Below are 17,576 nucleotides of genomic sequence, written 5' to 3'. Positions count from 1 at the left end.
CTCGCATTGAGCCAGCGAACTTTACCGCCCGATCTCAGGTCGCCTCAAAGGATTTGACCTGATTGCCACCGGCTTCGGACCGTCGCGAGGTCAATCACTCAACAGACGCACTGCGCCAGTAGCCGGCGTTCATCGCCTGGCCTGCGAATTACCGCTTTCGATGTTAGGCAGCCGTTCCGCGGCGGGCGCGCTGCGAGGCAATTTGACTCATTTGCGTCTGTCGTGAACCGGTACTGATGTCCCTAGATGACCCTGGTCTGAATCGCATGCGAGGCCGTAGTCAGTCTTCGACGATCTATTAGAAATGACGAATATCCCGTACAGTACGACATCCTAGCCAAGGCTAGTGGTGCGAAACGCCTGTGGGGTCCGCATGACGGAACAGCAGATCACGCGCCGGCTCGCCGCCATCCTCGCCGCCGATGTCGCCGGGTACAGCAGCATGATGGAGACCGACGAGGTCGGCACGATCGCTGCGCTGCGGCAGATTTGGAGCGAGACTTTCAATCCCGCCGTCGCTGCTCGTCATGGCCGAATTGTCAAAATGATGGGCGACGGGGCACTGGTTGAGTTTGGCAGCGTCGTTGAGGCGGTCGAATGCGCCGTTGCGATCCAGCGGGCGATGAGTGAGCGCAATTCGGCTGCTCAGCGGCCGGTCGAGTTCCGCATTGGCATCAATCTCGGCGACATCGTCATCGAGGGGGATGACATATTCGGCGACGGGGTCAATGTCGCTGCCCGCCTCGAAGGCCAGGCCCCGCGTGGCGGGATTCTTGCCTCGGAGGTCGTCCATGCCCAGGTGAGCGGAAAGGTCGGCGTGACGTTCCTCGATTCTGGCGAAGTCAAACTCAAGAACATCGAGCGGCCATTGCGGGTGTGGCGATGGCACGGCGACGAAACCGCGCCGACCGCAAGCTCCATGGCCAATTTCACCCGGTCGCTCGGCACCAACAAACCATCTATTGCCGTCCTGCCCTTTTCGGTCATGAGCAACGATCCGGAGCAGGAATTCTTTGCTGACGGCCTGGTCGAGGACATCCTTACCACCCTGTCAAAGCTCTCCGGCCTGTCCGTGATCGCGCGCCATTCAAGCTTCGTCTACAAAGGGCGCTCGGTGGACGTGCGCCAAGTCGCCCGCGAACTCGGCGTGCGCTTCGTGCTGGAGGGAAGCGTCCGCAAGGCCGGCAGCCGCATCCGCATTACTGCGCAGTTGATCGACGCCACGACAGGGGTTCACATCTGGGCAGATCGTTTCGACCGTGGCATCGGCGACATTTTTGCGGTGCAAGACGAGATCACGCTGACGCTCGCGACCGAGATGCAGGTCCGGCTGACCGAAGGCGAGCAGGCGCGCCTGCGCTTTACCACGACCACGAATGTCGAAGCGTGGAGCCTGTGGATACAGGGGCTGCACCACTATCGCGGTCCGAATACCACCAACGCCCATGTCCAGACCCGCCGCTGCTGGGAGAAGGCGCTCGCGCTTGATCCCGGTTCGGCGACGCTCAACGCGATGCTCGGCTTCATGCATTTTTCCGACGCGCGCCACGGTTGGACGGGCGAAGACCGCGAAACTGCATTGAACAAAGCCGAAGCTTATGTCGAGCGGGCGCTGACGATCGACCCCGAGAATCCCGACGCCTATCGCGCCACCAGCGGGATCTTGCTCCTGAGATCGCGGTTCGACGAGGCAGCCGCCGCTGCCCGGAAGGCTGTCAAGCTCGGCCCCAACCTGCCCGACGTGCTGGTGTTCGGAGCCTTTGTATTCGCTTGTTCCGGCCATGCCGCCGAGGGGATCGGCCAGATCGAGAGGGCCATTACGCTAAGCCCGAATTATCAGGCGTGGTTTCTCGGCGTGCTGGGCAACGCCTATCGGCTCGCCGGCCGCTCCGAGGAGGCGATTGCGGCGTTCCGTGCGTATCATGCCCGCAGTCCCGGCTATGGGTTGGCCGACATCGTGATGGTCCAGGAACAGGCCGGACATCTCGAAGAGGCCCGCGAGACCGCCATGCAGCTTGTCGCGGCGCGGCCCACCTTCACCGTTACGTCCTGGCTCAGAACGCAGTTCCGCGGCGATACCGAGCAAATGGCGGCCGACTTGGCCTCGCTCCGCGCTGCCGGTGTTCCGGAACAATAGATGCGTACCCAAAGGCGGTTTTGGGCGCAAGTAGGCAGGACCTGTGCCGACCGAAATGTAGTCTTTTTTGCGCGAATGCGTCCATCAGTCGGCTGCAATGAATGACGGTTCGTCATCCCAATCCGGAACTTTGAGGTGATACGATGGAACGGCAGGAACGGGTCAAACTTCACCGTAAGCTTCTTGCGAACGAGCGTCCGCGACGGCGTGGAATCTCGCCCTTCGTCTTGTCAATTGGAACGAGCAGGTCGCGTCATGGAGCGCCGCTTACACGGCGACGCTCCATGTTCCTCTACAGTTCGACCTGTTCGGAAATGGCCAAGGCGTCGTCGACTTCGATGCCGAGATACCCGACAGTGCTCTCAAGCTTGGTATGCCCCAGGAGCAACTGCACGGCGCGGATGTTGCCAGTCTTCTTGTAGATTTGCGAAACCTTCGTGCGTCTCATCGAGTGCGTGCCATATCGCTTCGGGTCCAGTCCGATGCAGGAAACCCATTTGTCGACAATTCTCCCGTACTGCCTTGTCGAGATATGCGGTTTTGCCCGAGCGCGACTTGGGAACAGGTAATCTCGTTCGGTGAGTTGGCGCCGTGCTATCCAGGCACCGACGGCGGCCCGCGTTTGCTCCTTGATCTCGAATTGCACCGGTCGCCCGGTCTTCCGCTGAATGATCACGGCCCGATCGCGGACAGTGCCGGAAATTGCGATATCTCCGACTGTGATGGCGACCAAGTCGCAACCTCGAAGCTTGCTGTCGATGGCAAGATCGAAAAGTGCCAAGTCCCTTATCGCGCCCGACACTTGCAGCCGGGCTCGAATGCTCCAGACCTCATGGGGTTTGAGAGGAGGCTTCTGACCAACGATATGGTTTCTGTTCCAGGGCATGGTTCTTCTCCCATGCCGCCCTCCGCAGCCGCAGCGCTCGCATTGAGCCAGCGAACTTTACCGCCCGATCTCAGGTCGCCTCAAAGGATTTGACCTGATTGCCACCGGCTTCGGACCGTCGCGAGGTCAATCACTCAACAGACGCACTGCGCCACCTGCTGACGTTTGCGCCGGACGCAGCCAATGTCACGAGTCGACTCCGAAGCGGGTCTATAGATCGGGGGCGCAGGGGAACGACAACTTGGAAGCCTTGTTGCGTCTCAGGTCACAAATCGTCAGAAGATGAAGGCGCGTGGGGCCCGCAACTTTTTGATACGTGGCGAACAAAGTTCCGTTCTACCCTTGGCCTCGACCGGCGATCGGCAAAGAAGGTACCGAACGGGTCGCGCAGGTGTCCTCTCCTTCCGCTAGTCTGCTCCGTCCTTTCTCGCCCGCTCGATGAATTTCTCCGCGACCACTTTGCCGAGTGCGGCACCGGCCTTGTTGTCCATCTCGTAGTGGATGCCGGCCCAGACGCGCGAATCGCCGGCCTCTTTGCCGACCTTGCGGATGAATTCCGCATGGCTGGGAAACAGGTATGCCAGGACCTCGGATCGAGCAGTTGAGAGCGTGGAGTGGTTTGACGGATAACTGGGATGGGCCGGCACCGCAAACAGGGGACTGATGCTCGGATCAAGCATGTGGGGGCGCAGGTACCAATAAGCGTACTTCCCATCGTTGCTTGCAATGTAGGCGTCGTAATAGACCGTTGCGAGCATCGCGTAAGCCCGCGCGGCACGCGGCGGGTTCGAATCCGTCTTGTCCTCGAACATCCACTTGCTGGCATAGTCATACCAGTCGGTGAACAGGCCGGATGGGCTCTGCCAGTAGAACGCTTTGTAGCTGTTAGGGAATTTTCGTCCAAACTGTCGGATTGCATCCATCTCGGCCTTTACGGCCGGGGACTGGCAGTCGGGTGGCGCCGGCGACCTGAATTCATCGGGTGCTGCCAGCACGATCGGCTTCCAGTTTGGCATGGTTACATTGGCGGGTTTGTCCCCGACCCACATGCATGGCCCGGTCGGGACCGTGCCGGTCCAGACTGCGTCGGAGCCATCAGCCTTTGCCCGCGCAATCACCTGTTCAGCCACCCGTCGCCCCAATTCGAGGCCGGCGGAAGAATCGCTCGGGAATTGGACACCGGCAAGGACACGGGACTGTGCCGCTTCTTCGGCCATTGCGTCGAACGACGACGTCTCGTCTGGAAAGAAATAGGACAGAACGGTCGCGGCGGCTCCGGCGGCTGCGGCATGCTCCGATGGATAGGAGGGACTCCGCGGCGTAGGCAGCACAACCGACAGTGCGGCATCCGCCTCGCTCGGGCGCGGACGATTGTAGAAGTACTTCGCGTCCCACGCAGCGATGGTGGCGTCGTACATCGCCATCGTCAAATAGGTGTAGACGCGGTGCGCATTTGGAATCTGCTGGTTTTCGAGAAGGCGATTGTTGACCAGATCGATCCATCGGTACCCAGGCGAGCCGGCGTCCCAGAAGGTAATTTTGTCGGCGGCAGCCGGATCCTTTTGCGCCAAGAGATCCCGCATCTGCGCCAATTCGGCTGCGGCGGCGGCGGCGTCAGGCGGCGGCGGTACTCGAAAGTCCTCGCCCGACGTGATCACCCACGTCTTCCACGTTCCAGCCTTTGGTTCTATCAGATCCGATTGGGCGAAAGCGCAGTTCCCTGACAAAAGGACCACTGCGCAAGCCTTGCACAAGGCGCTTAGCATGTTTGGCCTCCTATGGTTGGTCCCCGGCCCAAAGACGGACGCTTTTTTTCTGGTTTTATAGCTGCTCCGCCCTAATTTTAGCGATCGCTGATTATAGCGCCGGACACCGCCGGGCAAAAGGATCAAATATGCGAATAGGACAGCGTTGTTTGTGACCGGTTTCTTTCTGACTTGAAGCCGATTGCCGCTGTGACTGCGACATGAAAATCCCGCGCAAAGTCGATGTTTGACGTCTTCTGCCGCAGGGCAACGTCAGCTTCCCAGCCCTTCGAGACGTTCCGGTTCGATTGCGGGAATGTCCGCGTTGGGTCACGAGTTCTGGTTGGGCCCAATGTCCGGTTTCTGGAAGGAAAATTGGTCCCGGAAGGTCGCGTTTGGGTCATTTCCGGATGTTGACGCCCCCTACGAACATGTAGGCGTTGAAGCGGAATGGTATTAGTCTGCGCGGTCTGGGGCTTCAGGGACGCGGCAAACGCATGGATTTCAGCACCTTCTCAGGGCAAGGCTATTTCCTCATCGGCGGCCTCATCCTGTTCGGTGCCGGGCTCCTGATCCTTTCGCTGATCGTCAATCTTCGTGTGGCACACAGCGTGCGCCACGACATGCGCCATCGTGAAAAGCTGTTGGAGTATTATCGCAACATCTTTTCCCAGCTCGGCGTGATCCTGATCGGAATTGGCGTTTCCCTGTTCATCTTCTTTTTTCAGCAGAATTATCAGGACCAGCGCAAACGCGAAACGGAGCTGCAGCTGGCTCTCGCCAAACTGGCCGCGCGCATTGCTCGCGGCGCCGCCGTCGTCGAATACCTTGGCGAATTCGATGCGCTGCTGGATGATGGCGGGCCTTACATCAGCCCGGAGCTCGGTGGAACGAATGCCGCGATCAGCGCGCACGGGGCGGAACTCGGCAAGCAGGTCGCCCAGATCCTTCTGGTTGAGCGCGACGTTGAGGTTCAAGCCTTCGATATCCTGAACCTATCGCGCGATTTCGAGGCATCGTTCGTCGTCAACGAACTCGATCCCACGCTGTGGTTCAACATCGTCCGGGATGAGAGCGAGATCAAATATGCCACCACTCAGCTCGCCCTCGACTACAAGGACCTGCAGGATGCGATCGGCGGAGACTCGATCGCGGTTGCGATCGCAAATCCCGAAAAGGAGGCAAAGATCAAGCAGGAGGTGCTCGACATCTTTTATGATGCCGACCTCTTGCGCCAGCGCAGCAGGAGACTTCTCGGCCGTGCGTGCTGGCTTTTCAGCAAGGGGCGCAGCTTCGTCAATCTTGGACCGGTCAACGAGATCGAAGCCGATGCCAGGTCGCACCAGGAATGGATCGACCGGTCGAAACGCTTCCTGACGCAGTTGAAGTCGGGAAGCGGCGATTGCTTCAAATTGCTCCAGTTCAGCCCGGCACCCTGAGTTGAGAACGCGCCGGCAAAAGGCCCGCCGCCCTGCGGCTCTAGGGCTCAGACTCAGTCAGCTACCGCCGATGGCCGATATGCGGGTGGAATGTTGCCATTTGTCTTGCGGCGCCTGGCCTAATCGCTGCTGATGCAGAACCGGATGACCATTCCGATCCAAGGCTCTATAACAGGCCGACAGAATTGCGATGATCAAGGGGAGACGATGCGCTACATACGTCCGCTTTCAATGGAAGATGCCGTTGGCCAGTTGGCCGGCTCGTCTGGCACGGCCGCCATTCTCGCCGGAGGCAGCGACCTCCTGGTGAGGATGAAAGGCGGCTTTATCGAGCCCGACCTGATCCTCGACATCAAGGCGATCGATGGACTGGGCGAGATTAGGGAAACGGCGGAGGGCTTCAGCATCGGTGCGGCGGTCTCCTGCGCCTTGATGGGAGAGAGCGCGGCCTTGAAGGGGGAATGGCCGGGCGTCGTCGAGGCGGCCAAGCTGATCGGCTCGAAGCAGGTGCAGGGACGCTGCACCATCGTCGGCAATCTTTGCAACGCCTCGCCGGCGGCCGACAGCGTGCCGGCGCTGGTGGCCGCCGGCGCCAGGGCATTGATTGCCGGGCCAGGAGGCAAGCGCACCATCGCGGTAGAGGCAGTGCCGACCGGGCCGGGCAAGACGTCGCTCGCCAAGGGAGAGATCATCGAGGCCATCCTGCTCGACAAGCGTCCGCCGCGCTCCGGCGATGCCTATCTGCGGTTCATCCCGCGCACGGAGATGGACATCGCCGTTGTCAGCGCTGGCGTGAACCTGACGCTCGATGAGGCGGGTGTCGTCAAAGCGGCCCGCGTGGCGCTGGGCGCCGTGGCCGCGACGGTGCTGCTGGTCGAGGAGGCCGCCGAAGCCCTCATCGGCAGGAAGCTGGACGAAGCAGCACTCGAGCGGCTCGCCAAGGTCTGCTCGGGGGCCTGCCGGCCCATCGACGACAAGCGCGGCACCATCGAATTCAGAAGGAAAGTTGCGGGCGTGCTGGCCAGGCGGGCCGCCATGACCGCCTATGCACGTGCAGGAGGCAGATGATGGCCGGTGTAGCAGTCTCAACGACAATCAACGGCGACAATTTCGAGTACCTTTGCCAACCGGACGAGACGCTGCTCGATGTGCTGCGCGACCGCCTCGGGCTGACCGGCGCCAAGGAAGGCTGCGGCACCGGCGACTGCGGCGCCTGCAGCATCATCCTCGACGACCGGCTGGTGTGTTCGTGCCTGGTGCTTGGCGCGGAGGCTGAAGGCCGGCGCGTCGAGACCGTCGAAGGCATGGCGCATGGCGACACGCTGCATCCGCTGCAGCAGAAGTTCCTTGAGCACGCAGCACTGCAATGCGGCATCTGCACGCCGGGCTTCCTGATCGCGGCGAAGGACCTTTTGGCCAAGAACCCCGACCCGACCGAGGAGGAAATCCGCTTCGGCCTCGCCGGGAACCTCTGCCGCTGCACCGGCTATGACAAGATCGTGCGCGCCGTCCAGGACGCGGCAAACGTGATGAAGGGAGCATGACGATGAATTTCGATCCACGTTTCGCGGGGCGCAATTTCACCTCGGTCGGCACCCGCCCCATCCGTCCCGACGGCGTCGACAAGGTGACGGGCCGCGCGCGCTACGGCGCGGACTTCAACATGGCCGGCCAGCTGGTCGGGCGTGTTCTGAGAAGCCCGCACGCCCACGCCACGATCAGGAAGATCGACACCTCGAAGGCGGAGAAACTCCCCGGCGTGAAGGCAGTGATCACCGCCGCCGACCTGCCCGACCTCACCGATGGCGATTCCGCCATGTACGACATCCTCGACAACTGCATGGCGCGCAAGAAAGCGCTCTATGACGGCCATGCGGTGGCTGCGGTCGCCGCGGTCGACGCCCGCACTGCCAGGCAGGCGCTGAAGCTGATCGAGGTCGACTACGAAGTGCTGCCGCATGTGACCGATGTCGACGAGGCGATGAAGCACTCGGCGCCCGTGCTCAACGACACCATCTTCACCGAGGGCCTCGAGGAAAAGCCCGCCAAGCCGTCCAATGTCACCAAGCGCACTCAGTACGGCCATGGCGACGTTCATCAGGGTTTTGGACAGGCCGATTACGTCGTCGAACGCTCCTTCAAGACCGAGCAGACGCACCAGGGCTATATCGAGCCGCATGCCTGCGTGGCCAACGTCAGCTCGGACGGCACCGCCGACCTCTGGGTCTGCACGCAGGGCCATTTCGTCTACCGCCAGCACTGCGCCCAACTGCTTGGTATGGAAGCTTCCAAGCTTCGCGTCACCTCCTCGGAGATCGGCGGCGGTTTCGGCGGCAAGACCCATGTCTGGGCCGAGCCGGTGGCGCTGGCGCTGTCGCGCAAGGCCGGCCGGCCGGTCAAGCTGGTGATGACGCGCGACGAGGTGTTCCGCGCCTCGGGGCCGACCAGCGCCACCTCGATCGACGTCAGGATCGGCGCCCGCAAGGACGGCACGATCACCGCGGCCGAGGCGACGCTACGCTACTCCTGCGGCCCCTATGCCGGCATGTGGGCTGAGATCGGCGCCATGACGGCGTTTGCCTGCTACAGGCTCGAGAACGTCAAGACGGTCGGCTACGAAGTGCTGGTCAACCGGCCGAAGACGGCCGCCTATCGCGCGCCGTCGGCGCCGATGGCGGCGTTTGCGGTGGAAAGTGCCGTCGACGAGCTGGCCAAGGAGATCGGCATGGACCCGGTCGAGTTTCGGATCAGGAATGCCGCGCAGGAAGGCACCAGATCGTCCTACGGTCCGGTATATGGCCCGATCGGCATTGGCCCGACGCTCGAAGCGGCGAAGAGCCATCCGCACATGAAGGCACCGCTGGGCAAGAACCAGGGCCGCGGCATGGCTTGCGGCTTCTGGTTCAACTTCGGCGGCCAGACCTGCACCGACCTCAACATCGGCATGGACGGCTCGGTCTCGCTTGCCGTCGGCACGGTCGATGTGGGTGGTTCCCGTGCGTCGCTGTCGCTGGTGGCGGCGGAGGAACTCGGCATCGCCTATGAGCAGGTCAAGGCGGTGGTGGCTGACACCTCCAGCCTCGGCTACAACGACATGACCGACGGCAGCCGCGGCACCTTCTCCTCCTCGATGGCAACAATCTCGGCCGCCCGCAACGCCATCAAGATCCTGCGCGAGCGCGCCGCGCAGACGTGGGACATCCCGGTCGAGGACGTTGTCTGGGAAAAGGGCCACGCCATCGCCAAAGGCGAGAAGTACGGCAACCTTGCGGCGCTGTCGCTGAAGGAGATCGCGGCCGCGTCAGGAAAAACGGGCGGGCCGATCGCCGGCCACAGCGAGCTCGTCGCCGACGGCGCCGGCGTCTCCTTCGCCACCCATATCTGCGATATCGAGGTCGATCCGGAGACCGGCGCCACGAGGGTCCTGCGCTACACAGTCGTGCAGGATGCCGGCAAGGCGGTGCACCCGACCTATGTCGAGGGGCAGTACCAGGGGGGTGCCGCGCAAGGGATCGGCTGGGCGCTCAACGAAGAGTACATCTACGGCAAGGACGGGCGGCTGCAGAACCCCGGCTTCCTCGACTACCGCATCCCGGTCTGCTCGGACCTGCCGATGATCGACACGCAGATCCTCGAGATCCCCAATCCCAACCATCCTTATGGGGTGCGTGGCGTCGGCGAGACCTCGATCGTGCCGCCGCTGGCGGCGATCGCCAATGCGGTGTCGAACGCCGCGGGCGTGCGGATGACGCATATCCCGATGTCGCCGCCGCGGATTCTCGCGGCGATCGAGGCGGAACGGGGAGGCTGATGGTCGAAGTGACGCTCTGGGGATCGCTCGGCGCGCTCGCCGGAGGCAAGAGCAAGGTCGAAATCGAGGCCAAGGATATTCGGGAGCTGTTCAGAAAGCTGGCCGAGCAGTATCCCGGCCTCGAGCCCTTGATCGATCGCGGCATCGCCGTCGCCATCGACGGGACAATTTATCGGGATACGTGGTCGAAGGAGCTGCCGCAGGGGGCGGAGATTTTCCTGCTGCCGCGGCTGGCTGGGGGGTGATGGGGGGCGAGGACGCGCGGTATATAGAATGGCAGCTTTGCGCCGCATCTCAGTCGTTCCGCCCGAGGGCAGAGGCAACCGAAAGCGGACGCGCTGTTCAGAAATCTACCTCTTGGTTACGGCAAAACGAACTACAAGAGCCCATCGACTAGACCGGTCGAACGGCTTCAGCCCAAGACATTCCAAACCAGACGGCCGAGTCCGGCTCCTTGCTCCAATCAATCAGGGCGTCGAGCGTCGCAGTGACGGATTGGCGAGGCAATCCGATAGCGACGATATCGTCCATCGCTTCATCGATGATGCTCGCAATGTTCCGGACAACTGCCTCAAAGTCAGGCTCGCCGGCGCATCCGCCAAAAAAGACAAATGTGATACGTCGTGGACGCAAGTCGGCCTGATGCAACAATTGAACAAGGCGACGTCCGATGATTGGATCATTGCCGTGTCGGTCGTAGGTTCGCTGATAGGCATGCCATAGTGAGGCAAATCCCGGTGGCTCGGGCCAGAGCCGCAGCCCATCATAGTCGTCATCTGACAATATCACCCGTCCGCCCGGTCGCACTGCGCCGGCCATGTTGCGAACAAGCAGCAACGGGTCAGGTAGGTGCTCGAGAACGAACCGCGCATGAGCAACGTCGAACTGTCCAAGCTCGTTGTCGGTAAGAAGTGGAGCAAGCACGTCACCCTGCCTCATCTCCAGAAATGCCAAATCCCCATCGGCGTCGGCCTGTCGTAGCGCCTCCGCTATCTGCTCCGGGCTTCGCTCCAAAGCCAAGACCGGAACACCGGTGGCCCGCGCCATCATTCTCGAAAACTGCCCTAACCCAGCACCGAAATCGACGACCCGCTCGCCAACAACCAGCTGTGCAGCGTCGAGACATCGTTGATTAAGGCGCTTGTTTAAAGCCGTCAGCCGTTGCTGCTCGGCTTCACTTGATCCATGCGTATAATGCGATGACGACATTCACTGCCCCCAGATCGAATGACCATATCAGCTTCGCATAAGGTCGGACGGCGTCAAGATCAGCGGCTGTGAATTGAACCGTGGCGACCCCTGCGCCCGGCACATCAATTACCGCTTTGCGCCGCATGACGGTCGTTTGGGTCACCGCTGCCGATTGCCAAAAGCCGACATCCCAAGTGACCACGCTGAGGGTCGTGGTTGCGCCATGTTCAGACATTCGCGGTGCTTCTCCAGAGCGGACGTTAGCTCATCGGTAGGAGTCGACCTGCGGACCATCCCTGATGGTAGGTGTAGGGAACGGCGTGACCCCCATGCGATGAAGCGGCGGTAGGCCGCCGCTCCGAATTTGAGCGGCCCGTCCGGCAACGCTATAATTGACCGGCAGGGGACGTTATCGATGACGCAAATCAGAGCCATGACTGAGCAGGACGTGCCGTCGGTATCGCTGCTCATTGGAGAGTCTTGGCGCAGGACGTACTCGCCAATCATGGGTGCCGAGACCGCGGCCCGGATTTCGGATGAAGATCACACGCTGCAGCGGATTGCGGCGGAACTGACAGACACCAGCTGTTTGATTGGCATGTCAGCGTGAGCGAACGCGAGGTCCTGAGCGTCAGAAGCCGACAATGAAGCCGGACTGATTGCGATCAGCACGGTGCCGAGCGTCACAGGCGCGAGGGACTTAACAACTGACATGATCATTTTGAGATCCTCCCCAGCTCCCTTCGGTCAACATTCAGTCCTTGGGGTCGCAGGTGTAGTGCCGTTCGAAGGTCCCGTCCGCGCGCCGCTGCTTGTCGAAGCCACGATGTAAGGCTCGATCGCGCGCTCGTGGACCAGCCAAAGGGGATCTCGGCCGAGGCGTAGCCACTGCCGGCGGCCAAACCGTTTCGGGATCGAGCGAAGCGATCCTAGTGCGCTCGATCGTCGTGCCGGCCGCGCCTGCCTCCGCATGACGGATGGCGCGGCTTCGCAAAGCGCACATGATTTCGTCACGTGAGATGCGGATGTCGCCAAGAACGTCATCGGGTAAACGGCTCAACTGGTCCGTTGCCGACAAGAGAGCTTTTCGCTCGGCGCGGAGGCGCAACCACCTGCGAAATGGACCAATGGCGGCAGCATGAATCATAACCATGATCAGATCGTCCCTTCATTGATCTGAATTGACCGGTACGGAACGGCGCGAACGGCACTCCGGGCGAGAGCGTCAGCCGTCCGCGAGGCAAGTTAGGCGTAGTGGTCGATGGATTGGTTTTGCCGCGGCGTGCCCATACGGCGGGCGGTGGCTGGCCCCGGGCCACGCATGTAATAAAGCTCCGGGCGGTAGCGCGGCGCGACGAATTTGCGAAACCCCGCAGCAAATTTTGTGACGGGAGCCAAGAATTTCATGACTGTTCCCTTTCCCTTCGCCGGCTTGCACACGAGCCGGCGGGCCTGACGTTGCAACAAGGATATGACAGTCGAACCAGGCTCGGCTGTGGGAATTCCCACACCGGGGAAAACATTGGCGAAATCCGCTCCCAGTTTGCATCCCGGAAAGCGGGGCCTGCGGCCATCAAATTTCCTTGAATAGGGAGTAAGGTGAAGTACACTTGATTGAACAAGAGACCGTTGTGACAGGCTCTCTGGCTTTCATCTCAAGACTTTGCGATGCCGACCTCGCCGCGCTGACCAAACGGTGGCACGAGCGCAGCTATCGACACAACGAGCTAATCATTTCCCACGGCGACACTGGTCGCGATGTCTTCTTCCTGCTGGAAGGACGGGCTCGCGTGACACTGGTTTCAGCGGACGGCAGGGAGATAGCGTATCGCGATGTCGAACCGGGTGACATTTTCGGGGAGCTCGGAGGCATTGACGGGATTGCACGCTCTGCCAGCGTAGTCGCACTGGAGGCAACCCGCGCTGCACGGCTGTCCGGCACAGCATTCCGGGATATCGTGATGACCCACCCTACTTTTGCCTGGGTGCTGCTTGAGCATCTGTCTGCCCAGCTCCGGCGCATGACCGAGCGGGTATTCGAATACAGCACTCTGGTCGTGCGAAAACGACTGATCGTCGAGCTCCTGCATCGGGCGGAGAAAGCCGCACTCGTGGACGGCGAGGTGTCCATAAGCCCGGCACCGACGCATTCCGAGTTGGCGGCAACGATGAGCACGCACAGGGAAGCGGTCTCGCGCGAAATGAGCGACCTCGCCAAGAGAGGCCTGATCGAAAAGCGCGGCAGCAGGTTATTGCTGCATGACGTCTCGGCACTACGGGCGCTGGTCGACAAGAAGGAATAGCGAAGGCTGTCGCTGCGGCGGGGGGCACCGCACGTTTCATACTCCTCGGCCGCAAGTGATTATTCCTTCCGGCAAACCGGGCAACCTAGCGTGCCAGCGCGCGGGTCGGGCTTTGATCGCTTCACCCTTGCAAGAATCATGACTCGGCTTCTTGATGCGGGCACGGAACGTTATCCCCCAGCCTGCTTGCAGACTTACAAGGGCGGATCGAAGGGTGAAGCCGCGTGGACGTTAAATACCAAATCTTCGTCAGCTCGACCTACGCCGATTTGGTGGGCGAAAGACGGTCGGTCATCGAGGCCGTTCTTAACCTCGGGCATATTCCTGTGGGGATGGCGGCATTCCAAGCCAGCGACGACACTCAATGGGATTACATTAAGCGACGCATCGATGACAGCGACTACTACGTACTCATCGTAGCAGAGCGGTACGGCTCAGAGTTGAAGGGTAAGAGGTACACCCAGATGGAGTACGGGTACGCCGTCGCCCAAGGCGTGCCTACCGTGGCGTTTTTGCTCAAAGGCGGTGCTCGCAAGACGTGGGCCGCGGAAAAGGGCGAGTTCGAGAAAAAGGCCAAACTCGAGAGATTCCGAAAGCTGTATGAAAAGAAGCTCGTCACGGGAGATGCGGGAACGCCTCTGGGAGCGCGTACAGGAGCATTCTGGGCTGCGCCAAACGGGATGAAACGGCCGGCGACGCAATTGGTCAAGCCGGGGCTGATCGGCCGCGTGAAGCATCTCCGCGGCGAGGAGAATCTGCGCCATGCCTCACTGCAGGATTTTCGGGAGGAAGACTAGGGTAAAACTCAGTCATTCTGGCTATGCCGCGAATGGCCGAGATGGGTTAGGCCCTGCCGTTTGAATCGGTCGGCGGCAACGAGCACAGAGCGCCATTTGCCGACATTCACGGAGCGTTGGCAATCCCGACCTACGCCCGACCGCCGAATCGGCTGTGCGGTCGTGCCCTGTGCCGGCACGGAACTGCAGACGAGTGCAGCATTCATGTCCCACGACCAGGTAGCAGTCGCGAACGTTGTACGAAAAAGGCGGGATGCGTTTCGGTCCACTGGGCGACAAGTGGTTGCGCCTGTATAAAAGCGGCCCCGGGATGGATGGCCAAATCGCCAACGATCAACTCGCGCGACTCGCAGGCCTCCGGAGCGGATGTCAGGCAAGCCAGAATGACGAGCGTATAAAGCATTGTCTTGTTCCTTCGCGGAGATCGAGTTCGTCCTCGGAGGCGACAGATTCAATGGCCGGCACGAACGAGTTCGGGAGGGGGCTCGGCTCCTGCCACGAAGAGTTTGCCGCCGGCCCGCGAAATCTCGACGGTTTGGCTGCGCTCGTCCAACCTGCCTGGAACCGAGATCGTGAGGCTTTGGCCTTCATCGAGGGTTGCCTCGAAGCGCACAGGCAAGCCCGCCTCGCCTTCAGCGATCGTGGTGACCACCCGGAAGCTGTTATCGGCTTCCGTATAATAGACGACGCCTTGAAAACCGCCGAGATCGATACTCCCTCCTTGTAGGGGGTCCAGTTCACCTGCAGAGGCGTAGCCCGTCGTCACGCAAAGCGCTGCAAGGACCGTGTATCTGTACATGATATTTTCCTCCTCAACCGAACAGGTCAGAACAAGATCGGTGCGCAAAGCATATGAGGAGTGGGTAGGTTCGTCTGTGGGAATTCTCACACGCGTGGCAACGCATTCAAAAACGAGGCCGGGCGCGTGTGGCAAGATGCGGATCGCGTCATGAGCGCCGGTCGCACCCAACGTCGGCTTTTGGGAAAGATTCCAACGCAGGAAGGTCGGGATTGGGTCACGTCACGACGATGCCCAACCCTAACCTGAATGTCCGCTCTTGAAGATTCGCGGCCCGAAGCTGCCGGATTGCTTTCGGCCCAAGGCAGACAGTTGTCTTCGGCCAAGTCGGGCCGCCACCAGCAATAATTCGTCCTCCCTCTATGCCCCCAGCGTCGGCTCCGTATTCACCTCCAGCGCCTCTTCCGCCTCATCCTCCTCGCCGAGAACCTCGCCGTGCACCCCCAGCGGCCGGCCTATCCAGATCGGGTCGACCAGATGATCGCGCTTGGGGTTGGTGGTGTTGGGGTGGATGAGGATGCTCAGGCCGCCATGGTTCAACATCAGCCACGGAACCAGGGTAGCGAAAATCCCGGTGGCGAAGGAGACCTGGTACATGGCCTGTTCGTGCGGGCCGACCGGCCCATCGCGCCAATTGCCCAGGCGCACGCGGAAGCGCTCGCCGATGCGCAGGCGCAGCCATTCGGCATGCTGCCGCTCGGCCGGCCCGTCATAGTAGATATGGGCGTGATAGCTGGCGATCTCCGCGAGAGGCCTTGGAGTGGCGGCGTCTTCGTTCACCTTGATGCTCCCCTTCGATGATTACCGGCAGACCCGAAGCATGGAAGGTCGACCTTGTCAGGCAGTGTTGATGCCGCCTCTTGCCGGGGGATAACTGGACAAGCGTGATTTTGACACTAGTCACCCACGCGCGCCAGCGTGCCGAGATGATTGCCGTCGAGAAACTCCATTGTCATCGCCGACGCCTTGCCGTCGGGGCCGAGCACAAAGCTTACGCCAGACGGCGCGTCCGGCGTCTCGGCGTCCGGATAGGTCAGGAACATGTCGCGGTCGAAATGCTCCAGTGAATAGGACCGGGCGCCGCCCGGCCCGACCTTGAGCACAAGGCCGTCGCCCTCACCCGACACAACCGCATCGCCGATGAAGTCGTTGAAATAGCGGCCTTTATAGGCGCTGGCCGGCCCGGCCGGGCTCGCCGGAGACGGCGGCGCGGCATAGGCGGCCTTGGCGGCGGCGACCGCCGGGCCGAACAAGCCCGCATAGGTATCGTCCCATGCCTTGACCCAGTCCTTCTCGATCTTTCCGTCAAAGGCCATATCGGCGAAGCTGTCGGACAGCCCTTCCGGCACGCCCGTCGAAAAGGCGTTGGCGACAATCACGATGCCAAGCTTCTCCTCGGGAAAGAGCGTCACCAGGGTGCGGGCGCCGACGCTGAAGGCGCCGGCATGACCCCAGCTCAGACCATGCCGGCCGAATTCGATGTTCCAGCCGAGGCCGTAGAAGGACTCGCCGCCGGAGACGGGGTTCTTGCCCCGCGTCATCAGGGGAACATGCGTCTGGTCCAGCGCGTCGGCTTTAATGAGGGTCTCGCCGGCATAGACGCCATTGCCGAGCACGAGGCGCACCCATTGCGAGAGATCGCGCGCCGTGGAGCTGACGCCGCCGGCGGGCGCCTGTGCATCCGGGTCGCGCTTTATCTTCGCCGCCCAGACGCCATCGACCCTGACGTGCAGTGCGGCGCGGTTGGCGTGCTTGATGAAGTCCGCATGACGGGAACTGGTCGAGGCCATTCCAAGCGGGCGGTAGAGCTTCTCCTCGGCGATCTCCTCCCACGACTTGCCCGTCGGCTTCGCGGCCGCGACGGCACCTTCGGTCAGTCCGAAATTGCTGTAGGAGTAGCCGGCGCGAAAGCTCGACGATGGCGACACGAACCGCAGACGACGCAGGATCTCCGCGCGATCGTAGCCAATGTCCTCGAGGTCGTCTCCGGCCGTGCCGGGAAGTCCGCTGCGGTGCGAGAACAGGTCGCGGACTGTGAGTTCGCTGGTCGGATAGGGCTCGGACAGCCGGAAGGCCGGATCGAGATCGGCGATTTTCGCATCCCAGGAAACGATGCGATCGCTGACCAGCGCCGCCACTATCGTTGCGGAGACCGGCTTGGACAGGGAGGCAATCTGGAACACCGTATCGGCGTCGACGGCCTCCGGCTTGCCGGCCTCGCGATGCCCGAACCCCTTGAGGAAGACCACCTTGTCATCATGCACGACCCCGATGGCGAGACCGGGTACCCCACCATCCGCGACGACGCCTTCGGCGAGCGCCTCGAGCTTCGACAGGGCGGCAGTGATCCGCTCGGGCGTATCGGCCGACGCCGCATGCGGCGAAAGCACCAAGACGGCAATGAAGGCCCGCATCCCCCAGCGGCGGAAATTCCGACCCAGTCCCAAGCTCGAGCTCCCCCTATCCCC

General features: G+C 61.7%; 16 protein-coding genes. 9 read left to right on the top strand and 7 right to left on the bottom strand.

Going from position 1 to position 17,576, the window contains the following annotated elements:
- Positions 1–373: 373 nt before the first annotated feature.
- Positions 374–2,137 carry an adenylate/guanylate cyclase domain-containing protein gene (locus AC0NIE_RS15855; protein WP_473487573.1) on the top strand — a complete coding sequence of 588 codons (1,764 nt, stop codon included), beginning with the start codon at positions 374–376 and terminating at the stop codon, positions 2,135–2,137.
- A 292-nt stretch (positions 2,138–2,429) separates the two neighbouring features.
- Here AC0NIE_RS15855 and AC0NIE_RS15850 read toward each other — a convergent pair whose 3' ends face one another.
- Together AC0NIE_RS15850 and AC0NIE_RS15845 are read right to left on the bottom strand one after the other, a co-directional pair.
- Complete coding sequence (locus tag AC0NIE_RS15850; RefSeq protein ID WP_473487572.1) at positions 2,430–3,023, bottom strand: tyrosine-type recombinase/integrase; 594 nt, start codon at positions 3,021–3,023, stop codon at positions 2,430–2,432.
- Positions 3,024–3,430: 407 nt separating this feature from the next.
- On the bottom strand, positions 3,431–4,906 hold the full coding sequence (locus AC0NIE_RS15845) for a phosphatase PAP2 family protein (protein WP_474047215.1): 1,476 nt from the start codon (positions 4,904–4,906) through the stop codon (positions 3,431–3,433).
- Between the two features lie 359 nt (positions 4,907–5,265).
- Between AC0NIE_RS15845 and AC0NIE_RS15840 the strand changes: the two genes are divergently transcribed.
- The 5 genes from AC0NIE_RS15840 to AC0NIE_RS15820 all read left to right on the top strand — a co-directional run bounded on the left by AC0NIE_RS15840 (position 5,266) and on the right by AC0NIE_RS15820 (position 10,263).
- Positions 5,266–6,207, top strand: a complete 942-nt coding sequence (locus tag AC0NIE_RS15840; RefSeq protein ID WP_473487570.1) for a hypothetical protein — start codon at positions 5,266–5,268, stop codon at positions 6,205–6,207.
- 207 nt (positions 6,208–6,414) lie between these two features.
- Positions 6,415–7,275 (top strand): FAD binding domain-containing protein, encoded by an 861-nt coding sequence (locus AC0NIE_RS15835; RefSeq protein ID WP_473487569.1) that lies wholly within the window; start codon positions 6,415–6,417, stop codon positions 7,273–7,275.
- Entirely contained in the window at positions 7,275–7,751 is a 477-nt protein-coding gene (locus tag AC0NIE_RS15830) for a (2Fe-2S)-binding protein (RefSeq protein ID WP_473487593.1), read from the top strand. The genes AC0NIE_RS15835 and AC0NIE_RS15830 overlap by 1 nt, the downstream gene beginning before the upstream one ends.
- Positions 7,752–7,753: 2 nt before the next feature.
- Positions 7,754–10,018 (top strand): xanthine dehydrogenase family protein molybdopterin-binding subunit, encoded by a 2,265-nt coding sequence (locus AC0NIE_RS15825; RefSeq protein WP_473487568.1) that lies wholly within the window; start codon positions 7,754–7,756, stop codon positions 10,016–10,018.
- Positions 10,018–10,263, top strand: coding sequence for a MoaD/ThiS family protein (locus tag AC0NIE_RS15820; protein ID WP_473487567.1), 246 nt, complete (start codon positions 10,018–10,020; stop codon positions 10,261–10,263). The genes AC0NIE_RS15825 and AC0NIE_RS15820 overlap by 1 nt, the downstream gene beginning before the upstream one ends.
- A 148-nt stretch (positions 10,264–10,411) precedes the next feature.
- On the opposite strand, the gene AC0NIE_RS15815 is transcribed toward AC0NIE_RS15820, so the two are convergent.
- Positions 10,412–11,227, bottom strand: coding sequence for a class I SAM-dependent methyltransferase (locus AC0NIE_RS15815; protein WP_123150947.1), 816 nt, complete (start codon positions 11,225–11,227; stop codon positions 10,412–10,414).
- The gene (locus AC0NIE_RS15810; protein WP_473487566.1) at positions 11,193–11,444 is read right to left on the bottom strand and encodes a hypothetical protein; all 252 of its coding nucleotides are present in this window, start codon (positions 11,442–11,444) and stop codon (positions 11,193–11,195) included. The genes AC0NIE_RS15815 and AC0NIE_RS15810 overlap by 35 nt, the downstream gene beginning before the upstream one ends.
- A gap of 180 nt (positions 11,445–11,624) precedes the next feature.
- Here AC0NIE_RS15810 and AC0NIE_RS15805 point away from each other — a divergent pair, with 180 nt between their 5' ends.
- The 3 genes from AC0NIE_RS15805 to AC0NIE_RS15795 all read left to right on the top strand — a co-directional run bounded on the left by AC0NIE_RS15805 (position 11,625) and on the right by AC0NIE_RS15795 (position 14,309).
- The gene (locus AC0NIE_RS15805; RefSeq protein ID WP_473487565.1) at positions 11,625–11,819 is read left to right on the top strand and encodes a hypothetical protein; all 195 of its coding nucleotides are present in this window, start codon (positions 11,625–11,627) and stop codon (positions 11,817–11,819) included.
- Positions 11,820–12,840: 1,021 nt separating this feature from the next.
- A complete protein-coding gene (locus AC0NIE_RS15800) occupies positions 12,841–13,512 on the top strand; it encodes a Crp/Fnr family transcriptional regulator (protein WP_095482857.1) in 672 nt (223 codons plus the stop codon).
- A gap of 224 nt (positions 13,513–13,736) precedes the next feature.
- Positions 13,737–14,309 (top strand): DUF4062 domain-containing protein, encoded by a 573-nt coding sequence (locus tag AC0NIE_RS15795; RefSeq protein WP_473487564.1) that lies wholly within the window; start codon positions 13,737–13,739, stop codon positions 14,307–14,309.
- A gap of 451 nt (positions 14,310–14,760) precedes the next feature.
- Here the strand turns inward: AC0NIE_RS15795 and AC0NIE_RS15790 are convergent, their stop codons facing one another.
- The 3 genes from AC0NIE_RS15790 to AC0NIE_RS15780 form a co-directional block, all read right to left on the bottom strand.
- Positions 14,761–15,108 (bottom strand): hypothetical protein, encoded by a 348-nt coding sequence (locus AC0NIE_RS15790; protein WP_254026881.1) that lies wholly within the window; start codon positions 15,106–15,108, stop codon positions 14,761–14,763.
- Positions 15,109–15,468: 360 nt separating this feature from the next.
- Positions 15,469–15,888, bottom strand: a complete 420-nt coding sequence (locus tag AC0NIE_RS15785) for a DOPA 4,5-dioxygenase family protein (protein ID WP_473487563.1) — start codon at positions 15,886–15,888, stop codon at positions 15,469–15,471.
- A 116-nt stretch (positions 15,889–16,004) separates the two neighbouring features.
- Positions 16,005–17,555: a serine hydrolase gene (locus AC0NIE_RS15780; protein ID WP_473487562.1), complete on the bottom strand. Its 1,551-nt coding sequence runs from the start codon at positions 17,553–17,555 to the stop codon at positions 16,005–16,007.
- Positions 17,556–17,576: the final 21 nt, after the last annotated feature.

The sequence above is a fragment of the Mesorhizobium sp. WSM4842 genome (genome assembly GCF_055901575.1).
Note: the sequence above shows the minus strand (reverse complement) of the source record. Positions and strands in the feature narration are given on the sequence as shown.

Excerpts from the sequence above, each read along its gene's own strand:
- AC0NIE_RS15855 (WP_473487573.1), top strand. The coding sequence starts at position 374 with ATGACGGAACAGCAGATCACGCGCCGGCTCGCCGCCATCCTCGCCGCC.
- AC0NIE_RS15850 (WP_473487572.1), bottom strand. The coding sequence starts at position 3,023 with ATGCCCTGGAACAGAAACCATATCGTTGGTCAGAAGCCTCCTCTCAAA.
- AC0NIE_RS15840 (WP_473487570.1), top strand. The coding sequence starts at position 5,266 with ATGGATTTCAGCACCTTCTCAGGGCAAGGCTATTTCCTCATCGGCGGC.
- AC0NIE_RS15835 (WP_473487569.1), top strand. The coding sequence starts at position 6,415 with ATGCGCTACATACGTCCGCTTTCAATGGAAGATGCCGTTGGCCAGTTG.
- AC0NIE_RS15830 (WP_473487593.1), top strand. The coding sequence starts at position 7,275 with ATGGCCGGTGTAGCAGTCTCAACGACAATCAACGGCGACAATTTCGAG.
- AC0NIE_RS15825 (WP_473487568.1), top strand. The coding sequence starts at position 7,754 with ATGAATTTCGATCCACGTTTCGCGGGGCGCAATTTCACCTCGGTCGGC.
- AC0NIE_RS15820 (WP_473487567.1), top strand. The coding sequence starts at position 10,018 with ATGGTCGAAGTGACGCTCTGGGGATCGCTCGGCGCGCTCGCCGGAGGC.
- AC0NIE_RS15815 (WP_123150947.1), bottom strand. The coding sequence starts at position 11,227 with ATGTCGTCATCGCATTATACGCATGGATCAAGTGAAGCCGAGCAGCAA.
- AC0NIE_RS15810 (WP_473487566.1), bottom strand. The coding sequence starts at position 11,444 with ATGTCTGAACATGGCGCAACCACGACCCTCAGCGTGGTCACTTGGGAT.
- AC0NIE_RS15805 (WP_473487565.1), top strand. The coding sequence starts at position 11,625 with ATGACGCAAATCAGAGCCATGACTGAGCAGGACGTGCCGTCGGTATCG.
- AC0NIE_RS15790 (WP_254026881.1), bottom strand. The coding sequence starts at position 15,108 with ATGTACAGATACACGGTCCTTGCAGCGCTTTGCGTGACGACGGGCTAC.